The 15,589-nt window shown below is 51.9% G+C and carries 14 protein-coding genes; all 14 read left to right on the plus strand.

Annotated features, from left to right (window positions below):
* Positions 1–10 precede the first annotated feature (10 nt).
* Positions 11–202 (plus strand): 50S ribosomal protein L32, encoded by a 192-nt coding sequence (rpmF, locus tag C7E00_RS06760; protein ID WP_105303569.1) that lies wholly within the window; start codon positions 11–13, stop codon positions 200–202.
* A gap of 158 nt (positions 203–360) precedes the next feature.
* Positions 361–792, plus strand: a complete 432-nt coding sequence (gene mraZ / locus C7E00_RS06765; protein WP_105303570.1) for a division/cell wall cluster transcriptional repressor MraZ — start codon at positions 361–363, stop codon at positions 790–792.
* Positions 792–1,727, plus strand: a complete 936-nt coding sequence (rsmH, locus tag C7E00_RS06770; RefSeq protein WP_105303571.1) for a 16S rRNA (cytosine(1402)-N(4))-methyltransferase RsmH — start codon at positions 792–794, stop codon at positions 1,725–1,727. Before mraZ ends, rsmH begins: the two co-directional genes overlap by 1 nt.
* Before the next feature lie 7 nt (positions 1,728–1,734).
* Positions 1,735–2,046, plus strand: coding sequence for a cell division protein FtsL (gene ftsL, locus C7E00_RS06775; RefSeq protein WP_105303572.1), 312 nt, complete (start codon positions 1,735–1,737; stop codon positions 2,044–2,046).
* A 3-nt stretch (positions 2,047–2,049) separates the two neighbouring features.
* Positions 2,050–4,233: a penicillin-binding protein gene (locus C7E00_RS06780; RefSeq protein WP_105303573.1), complete on the plus strand. Its 2,184-nt coding sequence runs from the start codon at positions 2,050–2,052 to the stop codon at positions 4,231–4,233.
* Between the two features lie 63 nt (positions 4,234–4,296).
* The gene (gene mraY, locus C7E00_RS06785) at positions 4,297–5,262 is read left to right on the plus strand and encodes a phospho-N-acetylmuramoyl-pentapeptide-transferase (RefSeq protein ID WP_239928540.1); all 966 of its coding nucleotides are present in this window, start codon (positions 4,297–4,299) and stop codon (positions 5,260–5,262) included.
* 238 nt (positions 5,263–5,500) lie between these two features.
* On the plus strand, positions 5,501–7,066 hold the full coding sequence (locus tag C7E00_RS06790; RefSeq protein ID WP_105303574.1) for an ABC transporter permease: 1,566 nt from the start codon (positions 5,501–5,503) through the stop codon (positions 7,064–7,066).
* A gap of 10 nt (positions 7,067–7,076) precedes the next feature.
* Entirely contained in the window at positions 7,077–7,751 is a 675-nt protein-coding gene (locus tag C7E00_RS06795; RefSeq protein WP_105303575.1) for an ABC transporter ATP-binding protein, read from the plus strand.
* 156 nt (positions 7,752–7,907) lie between these two features.
* Positions 7,908–8,198, plus strand: coding sequence for a post-transcriptional regulator (locus C7E00_RS06800; RefSeq protein ID WP_105303576.1), 291 nt, complete (start codon positions 7,908–7,910; stop codon positions 8,196–8,198).
* Between the two features lie 2 nt (positions 8,199–8,200).
* Positions 8,201–10,489: a protein translocase subunit SecD gene (gene secD, locus C7E00_RS06805; protein WP_105303577.1), complete on the plus strand. Its 2,289-nt coding sequence runs from the start codon at positions 8,201–8,203 to the stop codon at positions 10,487–10,489.
* Positions 10,490–10,546: 57 nt separating this feature from the next.
* Positions 10,547–11,236: an HAD family hydrolase gene (locus C7E00_RS06810; RefSeq protein WP_105303578.1), complete on the plus strand. Its 690-nt coding sequence runs from the start codon at positions 10,547–10,549 to the stop codon at positions 11,234–11,236.
* A gap of 27 nt (positions 11,237–11,263) precedes the next feature.
* Positions 11,264–12,640, plus strand: a complete 1,377-nt coding sequence (locus C7E00_RS06815) for a MurL-like N-terminal domain-containing (RefSeq protein WP_105303579.1) — start codon at positions 11,264–11,266, stop codon at positions 12,638–12,640.
* Complete coding sequence (gene murD / locus C7E00_RS06820) at positions 12,631–13,938, plus strand: UDP-N-acetylmuramoyl-L-alanine--D-glutamate ligase (RefSeq protein ID WP_105303580.1); 1,308 nt, start codon at positions 12,631–12,633, stop codon at positions 13,936–13,938. Before C7E00_RS06815 ends, murD begins: the two co-directional genes overlap by 10 nt.
* On the plus strand, positions 13,928–15,520 hold the full coding sequence (locus C7E00_RS06825) for a single-stranded-DNA-specific exonuclease RecJ (protein WP_167836503.1): 1,593 nt from the start codon (positions 13,928–13,930) through the stop codon (positions 15,518–15,520). The genes murD and C7E00_RS06825 overlap by 11 nt, the downstream gene beginning before the upstream one ends.
* The last annotated feature ends 69 nt before the right edge of the window (positions 15,521–15,589 follow it).

The raw sequence follows: 15,589 nt of genomic DNA on the forward strand, positions 1-15,589 counted from the left end.
TGTCAGACAGATGGCAGTACAGCAGAGAAGAAATTCCAAGACCAGAAGAGATAAGAGAAGAACGCATTATAAGCTCGCTGCTCCGACTCTGGTTAAATGCCCGGTCTGCGGTGCATATAAGCAGCCGCATCATGCTTGCCCGGTCTGCGGTTCCGTCGGCGATGCGAAGAAGACCGCACAGCCGGCTGAAGAACAGGCATAAGAAACAGAGAAGTCCGGATTTTCTGAAACCATTTCCTTCATGGAGATGGTTTTTTTTGCTGTTTCTTAAGTTTTTCTTAAGAGAGATTCTTGTAAAACGGTCCTCCTGTGGTAGACTTGTGGTAGAAAGTATCAGAAAGTGGAGGGAAGTAGAGTCTGATGTTCATCGGTGAATACCAGCATAGTCTCGATGCGAAAAACCGGCTCATCATTCCGTCCCGCCTCCGCGAGGAACTAGGGGATACTTTCGTTGTCACCAAAGGGCTGGATGGATGTCTGACCATCTATACCGGCCATGAATGGGACAAGGTTCAGAAACAGCTGGACGGCTTGCCGACCACGAACCGTGCAGCCCGCCAGTATATTCGCTTCATGACGAGCGGTGCCGCCGAATGCTCCTGTGACAGCCAGGGAAGAATCCAGCTGCCGCAGAACCTGGTCACTTATGCAGGGATTGATCATTCCTGCGTGATCATCGGGGCAAACGATTACGTCGAAATCTGGAGCGAAGAGCGCTGGCAGAAGTACAACGCCGATACGGCAGAGAACTTCGATGATTTGGCAGAGTCGCTGACGGAGTACCTGAAGTGATGGAACACAAGAGTGTGCTGCTGCATGAAACTGTCGATCTTCTGAAGGTCAGACCGGATGGCATCTATGTGGATGGCACCCTGGGAAGAGGCGGACATTCCAAACTGCTGCTGTCCAAGCTCACGACCGGTCATCTGTATGCATTTGACCGCGATGAGACTGCGATCGAAGAAAGCCGCAAGGTGCTTGCAGGGGACATGGACAAGGTCACGATGATCCACGACAACTTCAGCACCATGAAGGAACGTCTTTCCGAGTACGGCGTGACCGGAGTCGATGGGGTCATGATGGACCTCGGGGTCAGCAGCCCGCAGTTCGATGATCCTTCTCGCGGCTTCAGCTACCGCTTCGATGCAAAGCTGGATATGCGCATGGATCAGAGCCAGAGCCTTTCTGCCTATGAAGTGGTCAATACGTATTCCTATGAAGACCTGTGCCGGATTCTGTTCCAGTATGGCGAAGAGAGGAATGCAAAGCAGATTGCCCGTGCCATCGAGCGCGCAAGGGCAGAAGCACCGATCGAGACAACATTGCAGCTGGTAGAGGTCATTAAATCCGCACTTCCGGAAAAGGTGCTGCGGAAGAAGGGACACCCTGCTAAACAGACCTTCCAGGCACTGCGCATTGAAGTCAATCACGAACTCGATTCGCTCGAGCAAGGACTTCGCAAAGCCTGCGATCTATTGAATCCGGGCGGCCGCTGCGCCGTCATCACCTTCCAGTCGCTCGAAGACCGCATGGTCAAGAACTGTTTCAGAAGCTTATCCTCTGCTCCATTCAGAGACCCGAAGCTTCCGCTGAAGGAATCTGAACTGGAGCAGGCCTCCTTTGTACTTCTTACCAGGCACGCGATCACTGCATCCGAAGAAGAGCTTGAAGAAAATCACCGCTCGCACAGCGCCAGGCTGAGGGGCATTGAACGGAAAACGGGGTAAATGAACTATGGCAGCACGCAAGAGAAAAAAGAAGAGTCTGAAGCTGGTGAACTTTACGTTCTTCTGCTTCATGATATCTGTGATATGCTATCTCGTAAGCGCATTATTTCTGCGCTCTTTCAACAACAGCCTCAGCACTCAGTGCCAGGAGCTCGAAACGAAGATCTCGACGCTGGAAACCCAGAATGAGGCCGTTGCGGTAGAAGTGAATACCCTTAACAGCAAGGATCGTGTTTCCTCGATTGCCGAGGAAGACGGACTGTCCCTGAACCAGGACAACATCGTTACGATCACGAAGCAGGGTGACAGCGGAGACTGACGAATGAAAAAAAACCGCGGAGATCGGGCGGTGCGAAGCATATTTCTGCTGGCATTGGCTGTGATGATTCTGCTCGCAGCCGATGTTTTTTTCGTTGCTATCGAGAAAAAACATCTCCGCTCCGGCACGGATCTTTCCGCTTATGCTGATTCGGATAATCTGCGCACCGAGGTCACCAAAGCCATGCGCGGCAATATCTATGCTTCTGACGGCACCGTGATTGCCGAGGACAGCCGCACCTACAACATCATCTGCATCCTCGATTCCAGCCGTCCGTCGGTCGGCGATACGATCAGCTATGTTCAGGACAAGGAAGGAACGGCAGAACAGCTTTCGAAGATTCTGAAGATCGATTACGATACGTGCCTGAATTACCTGAATCAGGACGTCTATCAGACCGAACTCGGAACGGCGGGCAGAAATCTCTCCGAATCCGTGAAGGATGAAATCGAAGCATTGAACCTGCCTGGCATCGAATTCACGAATTCCATCAAGCGGGTTTATCCGCTCGGCCAGTTTGCCTCGAATCTGATCGGCTTTGCGCAGTCTGATGAAAACGGATCCGTCGTCGGCAAGATGGGAGCAGAGCTCTACCTGAACTCCTACCTCACCGGAACCGATGGCTATCGCACGTATCAGGCAGATAAGAACGGTTATATTCTGCCGGGCATGAAAGAAGATACCCAGGCTGCCGTCAATGGCAATGATGTCTATACAACTCTGAATGTCTCCATTCAGCAGGCCCTGGAAGATTCGTTCCAGATGACGGAAGATACATTCGGGGCGATCCGCATCTGGGGCGCCGTCATGGAAATCTCCACCGGGAAGATCCTTGCCTGGGGCCAGTATCCATCCTTTGACCCGAATACGCTCGATATCACCGATTACAACAACTACGGCTCTCAGCTTCCGTACGAACCAGGCTCTACGCTCAAAGGCATCACCTGGTCGGCAGCTATCAATGAAGGCGTCTACAATGGCGAAGATACGCTGTATTCCGGACCGTTCTATTACGACTGGGATGAAAACCGGAACCCATACCGGGTTGACTATCATAAGGACTTTGTCATCACGAACGCTTCCGGCAATAACTGGGGCTGGATCACCTATGACCAGGGCCTGATGCTGTCCAGCAACGTCGCTGCCGCAACCATTGAAACCTCGCTGATCACGCCGGATATCCTGCTGGAATACGAGAAGAAGTTCGGCTTCTTCCAGCCGGTCCGCTCCGATGGCATGCCGGAAGAATCCGGCTATCTGCAGTTTACATGGCCAGGCGACAAGATCTCGCTTTCCTACGGCCAGGGCTCTACCGTGACCATGCTGCAGATGCTGCAGGCATACAGCGCCATCTTCGGCGACGGCACAATGAAGCGGCCGTATTACATCGAATCCATCCGCGATGGCTATGACAGCAACAAGGTTCTCTACCAGGCATCCACGAAAGTCACCGGAACCCCGATCACCGAAGACACCGCTAAGCAGATGCAGGCCCTGCTGTATCAGGTTGTCAATAACGATACGTACGGCACGGCAAAACATTATAAGATCGATGAAACAGAAATCATCGGCAAGACCGGAACCACGCAGGTCGCTTCCAACGGAAACTACCTGTCCGGCTATACGATTGCTTCTCTGATGAGCGCCATGCCTGCAGACAATCCGCAGGTCCTTGTCTACTATTGCTTTGAAGCACCATACAACCATGATGCCCATTACAAGACCGATGCCGTGAAGAACCTGCTCAGCAGAACGGCCATTGAACTTGGCTTTGCAAGCAATACCTCCGCAGGCAGCTCTTCTGAATCTTCTGCCGGAGACGGCGATGCGGTTCTCGTATCCGGGACGATGCCGAATCTCGTCAACCATTCTCTGAGCTATGCAGATGAGAAGCTGAACGGACTGGATATCACGCTGTATACGCTAGGCAATGGCGATTCCGTGATTGCTCAGTATCCGGAAGAAGGCGAATCACTCAGCAATGGCGAACGCGTGTTCTTAGTCACCGATACGAACAGCTTCACGATGCCTGACCTGACCGGCTGGACAAGAAAAGACGTCACGGCCCTCTGGCAGGTCACTCAGTTCGGCTTCCGCCTGAAAGGCGAAGGCGTTGTGACGAGCCAGAATATCGCTGCCGGCACGACTGTGACCAAGGGTACCGAAATAGAAGTTGAGTTCGGCTGATTCCGGGAGTTATAATGGTCCCGTTTTAACAGCGATATCTGCAGATAAGATAAGGGGAAAACGATGATAGCACTGAAACTTCTTCTGGCTTGGGCAATCAGCCTGGCAGCCGTGCTGATCCTGATGCCGCACTGGATCGATTATCTGAAAAAGCTCAGTTTCAACCAGACTGTGAGCGAATACAGTCTGGAAGAATATAAGGAAAAAGCAAAGACGCCGATCATGGGCGGCGTGCTGTTCATCGTGATTCCGATTCTCGTGACGATTCTATTCGATCCGAAAGGGGCATTTGCACTGGAGAATACGATCGTGTTCATGACCTTTCTGATGTATGGTCTGATCGGCTTCATCGATGACTTCCTGATTGTCGTCAAGCAAAACAACGACGGCCTCAAGCCATGGCAGAAATTCGGCATGCAGATCTTCATGGCCATCGTGTTCTACGTGATCTACCGGAATAACGCGGACCTTGCGGTCCATATTCCGTTCACGGATCATGCCTGGGTGCTCGGCGGATTCTATGGTCTGCTGATTCTGTTCATGTTTGCAGGTGCATCCAACGCCGTCAATCTGACCGATGGCATGGATGGTCTGGCTGCTGGCTGCATGGTATTCTCTCTGATTCCGTTCCTGGTTTTCTGCCTGCAGCAGTCGAAGTTCACGCTGGCTACGTTCATCTGCGCACTGGAAGGCGCACTGCTTGGCTATCTTCACTACAATGTGAAGCCGGCCAGAATCTTCATGGGCGACACCGGCAGTCTTGCCTTAGGCGCAGTGCTTGCCGCATTGGCCATGGTCACGAAGAAAGAACTGGCCTTGATCGTGATCGGCGGCGTCTTCGTGATTGAGACGCTCTGCGTCATCATCCAGATTTCCAGCGTGAAGCTCCGTCATAAGAAAGTATTCCCGTATACGCCGATTCACTATGCCTTTGTGATCAAGGGCATGGGCGAACGTCAGGTCGTCCATCTGTTCTGGCTGGCCGCATTCCTGTTCATGCTTGCAGGTCTATGGGTTGGCCTGAACTGATCCATGCATTCTTAGGAATTTCTGAAGGATTATTTCTGAAACCGCATCATTAAGCCATTATTCTCATCTCTGAGCGAAGAGAGAACCGTCAGCCTCATTGCAGGAATGACGGTTCTTTTTTATACTGAAAGCGAACAAGCCGTCATTTCCGGATCTCTGACTGGCAATTTCAGAGCATCCGGAAACATGCCAGCATCCATGGCAGTTGAACACCATCCACAATAGAGAAGGGGGCTTTATGAATGCACTGAAACGTGCCTGGGCCTATGTCCGGCGCAGACCTGCCAAAACCATTCTTCTGATGATTACGTTTTTTCTGATCGGCAATCTGGTGATTCTGGGACTTGGAATCTCTGAGGCTGCAGACAATGCCAAGACATTGACCCGGAAGTCGATGCGGGCAGCAGTGAGCTATGAGGTGGATTACGATGGCTATTACAGCTATATCAATACGCTCACGGATCAGGATGAGATCAATGCGGCCTATGAGAACTACCCGCAGATTGATCCTGCTGCTGCCCAGGAATTTGCCAAGGATGAGCGGGTAACTGCATTCAATTACATGGCCACCTCGATTGCCTACAGCAATGGGTTTGATAATGTGCCGGTCGGCAATGAAGAAAATCGCTCCGATATGACGACTTATACCGATGAGAATGGCAATGAGGTTACATACCGGAATCCGAATCTCATGATCTATGCCATCAAGTATCCGAATCTGATTGAGTTTGCGGAAGGGACGTTCCAGATCGTTTCCGGTTCCATGTTCACGCAGAGTGATATCGATGACGCGAAGAACGTCGCTGTCATCACGCAGGAACTGGCCGATCAGAATGCGCTTCATGTCGGGGATACGATTTCTGTTTCCACACTGGATGATGATACGAAACGTGATGCTCTGGCAAATGGGGCAGCACAAGAAGACCTGGATATGGAACTGGAGATTGCCGGAATCTATACCACGGCAAATGATGTGGATCCTTCTTCCGAATATTATCAGTGGATGTATCCGTATGAGTCGCCGAAGAATATCATTCTTATTCCGATGAATGCTTATACCGAATACATAAAACAATATGTCTCCACGGTCTATCGGATTCATCCGGAGTACTTTGAAGATACGACCCTGGAGGAAGTTCTGTCCTCGTTTGAAGAGACGCCTACTTCTGTGGTCTATCTGCTGGATGATCCTTTGCATGTGGATCAGTTTGTGGAAGATCATAGCGGTGCTCTGACCTCCTATACGCTGCTCAATGCGAACAATGAACAGTTCAGGAAATTGTCCAGACCGCTGGATACACTGAGTTTCTTCTCGGACATCGTGGTATGGATTGTCGTGGTCAATGCGGTGGTGATCATCACCCTGGTGACTGCACTGACACTGAAGACACGGGAATTTGAGATCGGCGTGCTGCTTTCGATGGGCGTATCGAAATTTAAGGTAGTGCTGCAGTTGTTTGCAGAATTGTTCCTGATTGCGATCGTGGGCTTTGCACTTGCGTCGGTTTCGGGATCCCTGCTTGCCGGGAAAGTGGGGGACAGGGTGCTCAGCTATCAGACGGCAAATGATGCGCAGTATGCAAGTGATGACGATGATATGGGCTACTATTTCAGCGGGGATGTCGACTACTTCACGGAAGTAACGCAGGAAGATCTGCTGTCCCAGTATCATGTGTCGGTATCGCCGCTTCTGATCGGAAAGATCTATATGCTTGGAACGGGTGTGGTGTTGATTGCCATCATCATTCCTTCCTTCATGATCATGCGCCTCAATCCGAAACAGATTCTGCTGGAACAGAACTGAGGAGGTATTTATGTCAGCGATACTGAAACTGGAAGATCTCTGCTATGGCTACATTGACGGCGGCTATAAGCGTGAGATTCTGAAACACCTCTCCTACAGCTTTGAAGAAGGAACGTTCTATACGATTCTTGGTCCTTCCGGATCCGGAAAGACCACTCTGCTATCAATTATGGCTGGCCTGGATAAGCAGGAAAGCGGGCATGTGTACTATCAGGATGAAGACATCGATCAGATGGGACTCTACCAGTACCGCCGAAACAAGATCGGGGTGGTTTTTCAGTCCTATAACCTGATTACGTATCTCACGGGTCTTGAGAATATCCTGGTAGCGATGACGGAGACGGATAATGATATTCCGGGGAACCATAAAGACATGGCATATGCCTTGCTGAACATGGTTGGCATTGCCAATACGAAGGCAGATCGTCTGGTGACGCATCTCTCCGGCGGCGAGCAGCAGCGTATCGCAATTGCCAGAGCCATTGCCGCAAACGTGGATCTGATCTTCGCCGATGAGCCGACTGGAAACCTGGATACGGAAACAGAACAGGAAATCATCAAGCTGTTCCAGATGCTCAGCGAGAAATACGGAAAGACGATTATCGCAGTAACGCATTCCAATGAAGTATCCAAGCTCAGTGATCATCGGGTGCTTCTGAAGAATGGCGTGCTGCAGGATCTCTGAACGGATGCTGGATCTCATTTTGAGGTCCGGCTTTTTTCGGGGTCTTTGTGTGCGGCATGCGGTTCTGAGTGTTCTGAGCGGGCGGTTTCAATTATTTCTACCAAACGGTGCTTTTCCGGTATAATATACAGGTTGCACAGGGAGATAGGACATTTCATGAAAAGTGAGCAGTTTGATATCAATAATACGCAGGTACAGATGATCCTGGTAGTCAAGCTGCAGCAGCTTCAGAGGGAAGTCCTGCCGACCTTGACCTATGGATGCCTGGAAGAATATGTCAGTGAGAAGCTCTGGAAGGACAAGCTTCCTTCTTCGCTTCATGACGCGGCTGATCAGATCCTGAGAGTCACTGCTGATGATATCGTGCATTATATGTCAAGGAAGGCACTGTTTGAAGGAAGACGCGGAAAGCTGTCTGACTTCGCAGATGTAATTGGAGGAAAGTAGTCATGGAATCAAAGAAGAAAAAGAAAGGTCTGGCCGGGTTCTGGGCGGTCCTGGCAGTCATTGCCGTGCTGATCGGCAGTACTTTCGGCGTGATCCGGGAACATCTGAATCTCGGTCTGGATCTGGTCGGAGGATTTGAGATCCTGTACGAAGTCACGCCGCTGGAAGATGGCGGAACGGTCGATATGACCGCAGTCACCAACAGCATTCAGAAGCGTGTCAATGTGCTCGGGGTCTCGGAACCGGTCATCACCGTAGAGGGAGACAACCGGATCCGGGTTCAGCTGGCGGGTGTTGCAGATCAGGAAAGTGCCCGTGAGATGATCGGCACGACTGCCAATCTGACATTCCGTGATGTGAATAACAACCTGCTGGCGGATTCTTCCATCATCCAGGAGGGCGGCGCATCACTTGCCTATCAGGATGGCAAGCCGGTCGTCTCATTGAAGATCGCGGATGAATCAAAGTTTGCCGAAATCACGAGCACCGTCTCAAAGATGAGCAGCGGCGACAACATCATGGTCATCTGGCTTGATTATGAAGATGGCGATGATTACAAGACCGAAGCTGCCAAAGCAGCCCAGGGAGAAGAGCCGAAGTACATCAGCGCTGCGAGCGTCAACAGCACGATCAGCGGCGACTGCATCATCGAAGGAAACTTCACCGCTACGGAAGCTACCACGCTTGCCAATCTGATCAACTCCGGCTCACTGCCGGTGAAGCTGACGGAAATCAGCTCCAACGTGGTCAGTGCCGAATATGGCCAGGATGCCCTGTCCAGAACCGCATTTGCCGGACTGATCGGCGTCATTGCGGTCATCATCTTCATGATCTGGAACTACCGCATTCCGGGCGTCATCGCTTCGATCATGCTGGTGGCTTATCTCTGGACAGTATTCGGAGTATATGCTCTGATGGGGGCAGTCTTCACGCTGCCTGGCATCGGCGCACTGGTGCTCGGCGTCGGCATGACCGTAGATGCGAATATCATCAACTATGAACGCATCCGCCAGGAACTCTGGAAGGGACGTTCCGTACGTGCTTCGGTTGCAGAAGGCCAGAAGCTTTCCTTCTCGGCAATCTTCGATGCGCAGTTCACGACGCTGCTTGCCGGTCTCATCATGTATATCTGGGGCAATGGCGCCGTCAAGGGATTTGCGACGATGCTCATCGTGACCGTGTTCATGACTCTGATCGTCAACGTAGCTCTGTCGAGATTCTTATTGAACCTCGTGGTGAACAGCGGTGTCCTTGACGACAAGCCGCAGGCATTCGGCGTGAAGAAGAATCAGATTCCGGACATCACGAAGGGTCAGGAACAGTTCTACTTCGGACGCTTCCATGGCGTGGATTATCTCAGCTTTGCCAAGTATGAAATCCGTACGGCACTTGCAATTCTTGCGGTTGCTCTGGTCTTCGGCATCGTCAACACGGCAAAAGGCAATGGCTTCATGAACCTCGGCATCGACTTCTCTTCCGGTACGAAGCTGACCATCACGAGCGAATCGGCAGTCACGATCAGCGATGTGCAGACCGAGATGGAAAGCCTCGGCTATACGAACTTCAGCTACCAGGAAGCAGGCGATACGACCGTTTATGCGACGACGAAGGATTCTCTCAGCACCGAGGATCTGGAATCGATCAAGAGTGCGTTCAAGGATCTGTACGGCGAAGAGCCTGGCGACAACGTCGTCACTCCGGTCGTCGGCAGAGAACTCGTGCGCAATGCCTTCATTCTGACGATCGTCGCTTGGATCGCCATGCTTGCATACATTGCGTTCCGCTATGAATGGGACTACGCAATCGGATGTCTGGTCGCCCTGATTCACGATGTCCTGATCACGCTGGCCGTGTTTGCGATCTTCCGGCTTGAAGTGAATACGGAAGTTATCTCGGTGCTCCTGACGATCATCGGCTATTCGATCAATAACTCGATCGTCGTCTTCGACCGGGTCCGCGAGAATATGAAGAGCGAGAAGAACAATATGAAGCCGGAAGACTACCGCAGGGTCATCGATACGTCTCTGGATTCGACGCTGAGCATGTCGGTCTACAGCTCCTTGACGACGCTGCTTCCGGTCATCTTCCTTCTGATCTTCGGATCGGATTCGATCTTCACCTTCACGTTTGCCATGTTCATCGGCATGATCGCCGGAACGTTCTCTTCCCTGTTCCTGGCTCCGGATGTCTGGTATTACATCCGCACGCATCATAAGCCGAAGAACCGCAAGCCGAAGAAAGAACAGAAAGAAAAGCTTGACGAGTACACGATCAAGGGAATCAACGCATAAGGAATCCAACGGACAGCGGAAGAATCTGCTGTCTGTTTTTGAGAAAGGACAGAGTTTATGGAGATCCAGGCAGTACTATTTGATTGCGACGGACTGATGTTCGAGACGGAGATTGTCTCCCAGCTGATGTGGAAGAATCTCATGGACCGATACGGCGTGAAGCTGCCGCCGGACTTCTTTCTGAAGATCACCGGTGCTTCCAGAAATGACAGCGATGCGTATATGCGCTCGATTCCGGGTCTGGAAGAACATCTTCCGGAAATCTACCAGCGCCGCTTCGATCTGTCGTTCTGGGGTCATATCCAGAAAGACTGCCTGAACAAGAAGGGGCTGCTGGAACTGGTTTCCTATCTGGAAACTCATAAGTATCAAATTGCCATCTGTTCCAGCAGCTCTGAGGACTATGTGAAGGCGCTGCTGTCAACGGTGTCGAAGCCGATTTCCTATGATGCGCTGATCGGCGGCAATCAGGTGTCTCATGCCAAACCGGACCCGGAGATTTTCCTGAAAGGGGCTGAAGCTGTTTCTGTATCGCCGGAACACTGCCTGGTTCTGGAAGATTCCAAGCAGGGTATCCTGGCGGCCATGCGGGCAGGCATGCACCGGTGCTTCATTCCGGATACGATCGTTCCGGATGAAGAGATGAAGGAAGCTATGGAGTTTCAGTGCAGCGATCTTTCTCAGGTGATTGATCTTCTGAAACAGAGCAGGCAGGGGAATTGCCTGCCGCAGGAAAGAACTATATAATTTTCGAAGCGCAGCGGGGAGTGTTTTATGGAATGGAAAGATCTGAAGGGGAAGTATCCGGTATTCTGCTACCATGATTTTGCAATCATCGAGAGCGATACGGAACTGCAGGTGCATTTTGATTTTGAAATCGAAGGACTGAGTCATTTCAATCCGGAGTTCACGCTGAAGAAGCCGGAAGGCTCCGTGAATGCCGGCAATCTCAGGGTAGTAAGAGAGATGGCTTTCTCGCTCGGCATGATCGAGCTCATCTCCTACTGGAAGCTGACCTGCAGCCATCAGGTGATCGTGGAATGCGGCTTCCTCGATCAGAAGCAGATTGCCTGGTGGAAGCATCTGTATTACTGCGGACTCGGAGAATTCTTCTACCGCAATCACATTGATCTGACCGAGGAGAATTTCATGGATCTAACGGCCATCGGCGAACGGGCCATCGGCGAAGAGGATCCAAGAACCTATCACGGCAATCTGATCCCGGTTGGCGGAGGCAAGGATTCGTTCGTGAGCCTGGAGCTTCTGAAGGGCATGAAGGCAGATAACGATGCGTTCGTCATCGGCCAGGTTCCTTCGGCGATCCACTCTGCCGAAGCAGCTGGTTATACCGGTGTGCATCTGATCCAGGCGGAACGTTCGCTGGATCCGCGCATGCTGGAATTCAACAAGCAGGGCTATCTGAATGGCCATACGCCATTCTCCGCACTGGCCGCATTTGCCAGCTGTCTGACGGCAGTGATCTACGGTCGGAAGTATGTCTGCCTCTCGAATGAGGCAAGTGCCAATGAGTCGACGATCCATGGCTCGAAAGTCAACCATCAGTACTCGAAGACGTTTGAGTTCGAGCAGAATTTTACCCGGTATCTTTCCAGGTATGTCACGGATCAGGTGCACTACTTCAGTCTGCTGAGACCGCTGTCCGAACTGCAGATCACGAGCATCTTCGCAACCCTGAAGCAGTACCATTCCGTGTTCCGCTCGTGCAATGTCGGGCAGAAAGAAGAAAAATGGTGCGGGCACTGCGCGAAGTGCCTGTTCGTCTGCATCATGCTGAGTGCGTTCCTGAAAGACGAAGACCTGCTGAACATCTTCCATGCGGACATGCTGAATGATGAAACGATGCAGGATCTCTTCGAGCAGCTCACCGGCATTCTCGATGACAAGCCGTTTGAATGCGTCGGAACAAGAGAAGAAGTCAATGTGGCGATCGCGATGTCGATCCGCCATCACGAGGCTTCCGGCACGCCGCTGCCGAAGCTTTACGAATATTACAAGGGCACATCCTACTATGACTCTTTCCGCAATCGCACGCTGGACTATCAGATGTGGAACCGTGAGAATCAGGTGCCGGCAGAGTATGCAGAACTGATTCATGAAAAACTCAATGAGGCACAACGCATATGGAATTAGAATCCTGGAAAGCTGAATTCGAAGGAAAGAAAGTCCTGATCTGGGGCTATGGCATGGAAGGAAAGTCTTCCTATGCTTTCATCCGGTCCCTGCTTCCCGATCAGAAGCTGATGATTGCAGATTCCGGAAACGAAGACCGTCTGGAAAAGATCAGGAAGGAAACGTCAGATACGGAAGTCCTTTCAGACGCTGCCGTGGATTTCTCTGAGTATGATCTGATTCTGAAATCCCCGGGCATCCTCATTCCGGAAGGATTTCCGAAAGAACATCTGTCCGGCGAAGCCCAGCTGTTTCTGAAGCATTACCGCAATCAGGTAATCGGCGTCACCGGCACGAAAGGCAAGTCCACGACGACCAGCCTCGTCCATGCAGTATTATCTGAGAAGTACCGGACGCATCTCGTCGGCAATATCGGAAAAGCATGCTTCGACGTGATTCCGGACATGCAGGAAGGGGATCTCGCTGCATTTGAACTTTCCTGCCACCAGCTGGAATTCTGCCCGTACAGCCCGCATGCGGCAGTCTATCTGAATCTGTTTGAAGAACATCTCGATCACTATGGAACCCTGGAACGCTACGGGGCCGCGAAGGCAAATATCTTCCGCCACCAGCAGAAAGGCGATCTCACGATCCTGAATCAGAATCTCCCGTACTGCAGGGAAGTTGCGGATGCCATTCTGATCGGAAAAGACATCCGGGCAGAAGGCAATCATCTCATTGTCCCGGGACATGAGATCGATGTGAACGACTGCCGTCTGATCGGTTCGCATAACTATCTGAATCTGGCGGTGGCCTATGAGATCGGGCTTCGCTATGGCATCTCGGACAGCCAGTTCCTCCATGCGGCTGCAAATTTCCAGCCTCTGCATCACCGGCTGGAGGACCTCGGAGAATTTCATGGCATCCGCTATGTGAACGACTCGATCTCGACGATCGGCCAGTCGTGCATCCAGGCCCTCAAGACGCTTCCGGAAACCGATACGGTTCTTGTCGGCGGAATGGACCGCGGCATTGAATATCAGGAACTGGAAGACTATCTCGCTTCCCGGAAAGATCTTCATATCATCTTCATGTATGCGACCGGAAAGCGCATTTATGAAGAACTGAAGGAACAGGGCAGACTGACGGACAATATGGTGCTGACTGACGATCTTTCTTCCGCAATGGTAATTGCCAGAACGGCAACCCGCCCGCATCATATCTGCCTGCTGTCTCCTGCCGCAAGTTCCTATGATCATTTCAGGAACTTTGAAGAGCGCGGCGATGTATTTGCGAGGATGGCCAAGGATGAATTATAACCTTCACACCCCGGATCTCGCTTCCATCACAAAACGCTTTCCGACTTCGCCATTAGTTGCAGCGCTGATCGCTTCTTCTTCGCTTTCAGAAGAACAGATTGAAGAACTGCTGCATGGCTCTGATACGCCGACGGTCTCTTCGGCGATCTGCGTGCAGAAAGCTGCTGCCAGAATCCTTGCCGCAAAGAAAGCCGGCGAGAAAGTATTCATCGGCGGTGATTATGATGCCGACGGCATCTGCAGCACTGCGATCATGAAAGATACGCTCGACAAACTAGGCATCGCCAATGGCTACTACATTCCCAACCGCTTCAAGGAGGGCTACGGCCTATCTGCCTCGACAGTGGAAGCTGCGGCGAAGAAGGGCTATACGCTGATCCTGACCGTCGATAACGGCGTTAGGGCATTTGATGCGATCGCCAAGGCAAAGAAACTCGGATTATCCATCATCGTCACCGATCACCATGAAATCCAGGATCCCGTACCGGCAGAGATTGTCGTCCATCCGGATTACATGGAGCCGGACTATACAACGCTTTCCGGAGCCGGGGTAGCCCTGCAGATTTCCAGGACGCTGATCGGCGACTATGCGCCGCATACCTGTCTTGCCGCAATTGCGGCAATTGCAGATGTGATGCCGCTATGGAAAGAGACGAGGCGGATCGTGAAAGCAGGGATGCGCTTATTGAATCAGAATGCGCTGCCTTCGGCATCCGCACTGCTTCGGGAGGGCTCTGTCTTTGATGAGACTTCGCTTTCCTTCCAGATCATCCCGAAGCTTAACAGTGTCGGAAGGATGAATGACATCTCGAATGTGAATACGCTCGTGCCATTCCTGCTGAGCAGGAATCCGGACACGATCCTGCGTTATGCTGCTCAGCTCAATCAGGTCAACGAAGAACGCAGAAACCGTTCCCGTTCGATGAGCCTGAAAGCAGAAAAGATGGTGGATGAAGAAGACTTCCAGCTGATCTTTGATGAGTCGTTTGAAGAAGGTATCTGCGGCTTGGTGGCGGGGAGAATCGCCCAGGAAACGCATCACCCGACGGTCATCCTGGCAAGAAGCGGCAATCTCTATAAGGGCAGCGGCCGCAGCGTTGCCGGCTTCAATCTGTACGACTTCTTCTCGGACTTCAGCGAGCTTTCTGCCTTCGGGGGTCATGCGATGGCCGTCGGGCTTTCGATTCCGGAAGAACAGTATGAACCATTCTGCCGGCATGTGAAGGAGAAGATGAAGGAGACTTCGTTCATCTATGAAGAACCGGTTCCGGAAGCAGTGCTGATTCCATCGGATCTGATCACGCTGGATCATGTCGCGGATCTGAAGCTTCTGTCTCCGTATCCCAAGGAGATGGTTCCTGCCGTCTTTGCGATTCAGCGGCCTGTGACTGAGCATGTGTTCCGCAGCCCGAAGGTCGTGAAGTATTCGTTCGGCAATGACAGCACCGGGTTTGACGGGGTGCTGTACACGCGGAAGGGGATTCCGGCTCCGGAGTCTCCGGTCTTTGCGGCAGGACCGCTCTCGATCAATCGCTGGCGCAGTCTGGTCCGGGTGCAGATGGACCTGGAAGCCATTGAGTAACGCCTGTTTGACATAGACCGGAAAGTTGTATAATAACGATATTCACATGAGGGAGGAGAGATACACATT

The sequence above is a fragment of the Anaerolactibacter massiliensis genome, assembly GCF_900290205.1.
GTDB classification, from domain to species: Bacteria; Bacillota_I; Bacilli_A; order Erysipelotrichales; family Erysipelotrichaceae; genus Bulleidia; species Bulleidia intestinalis.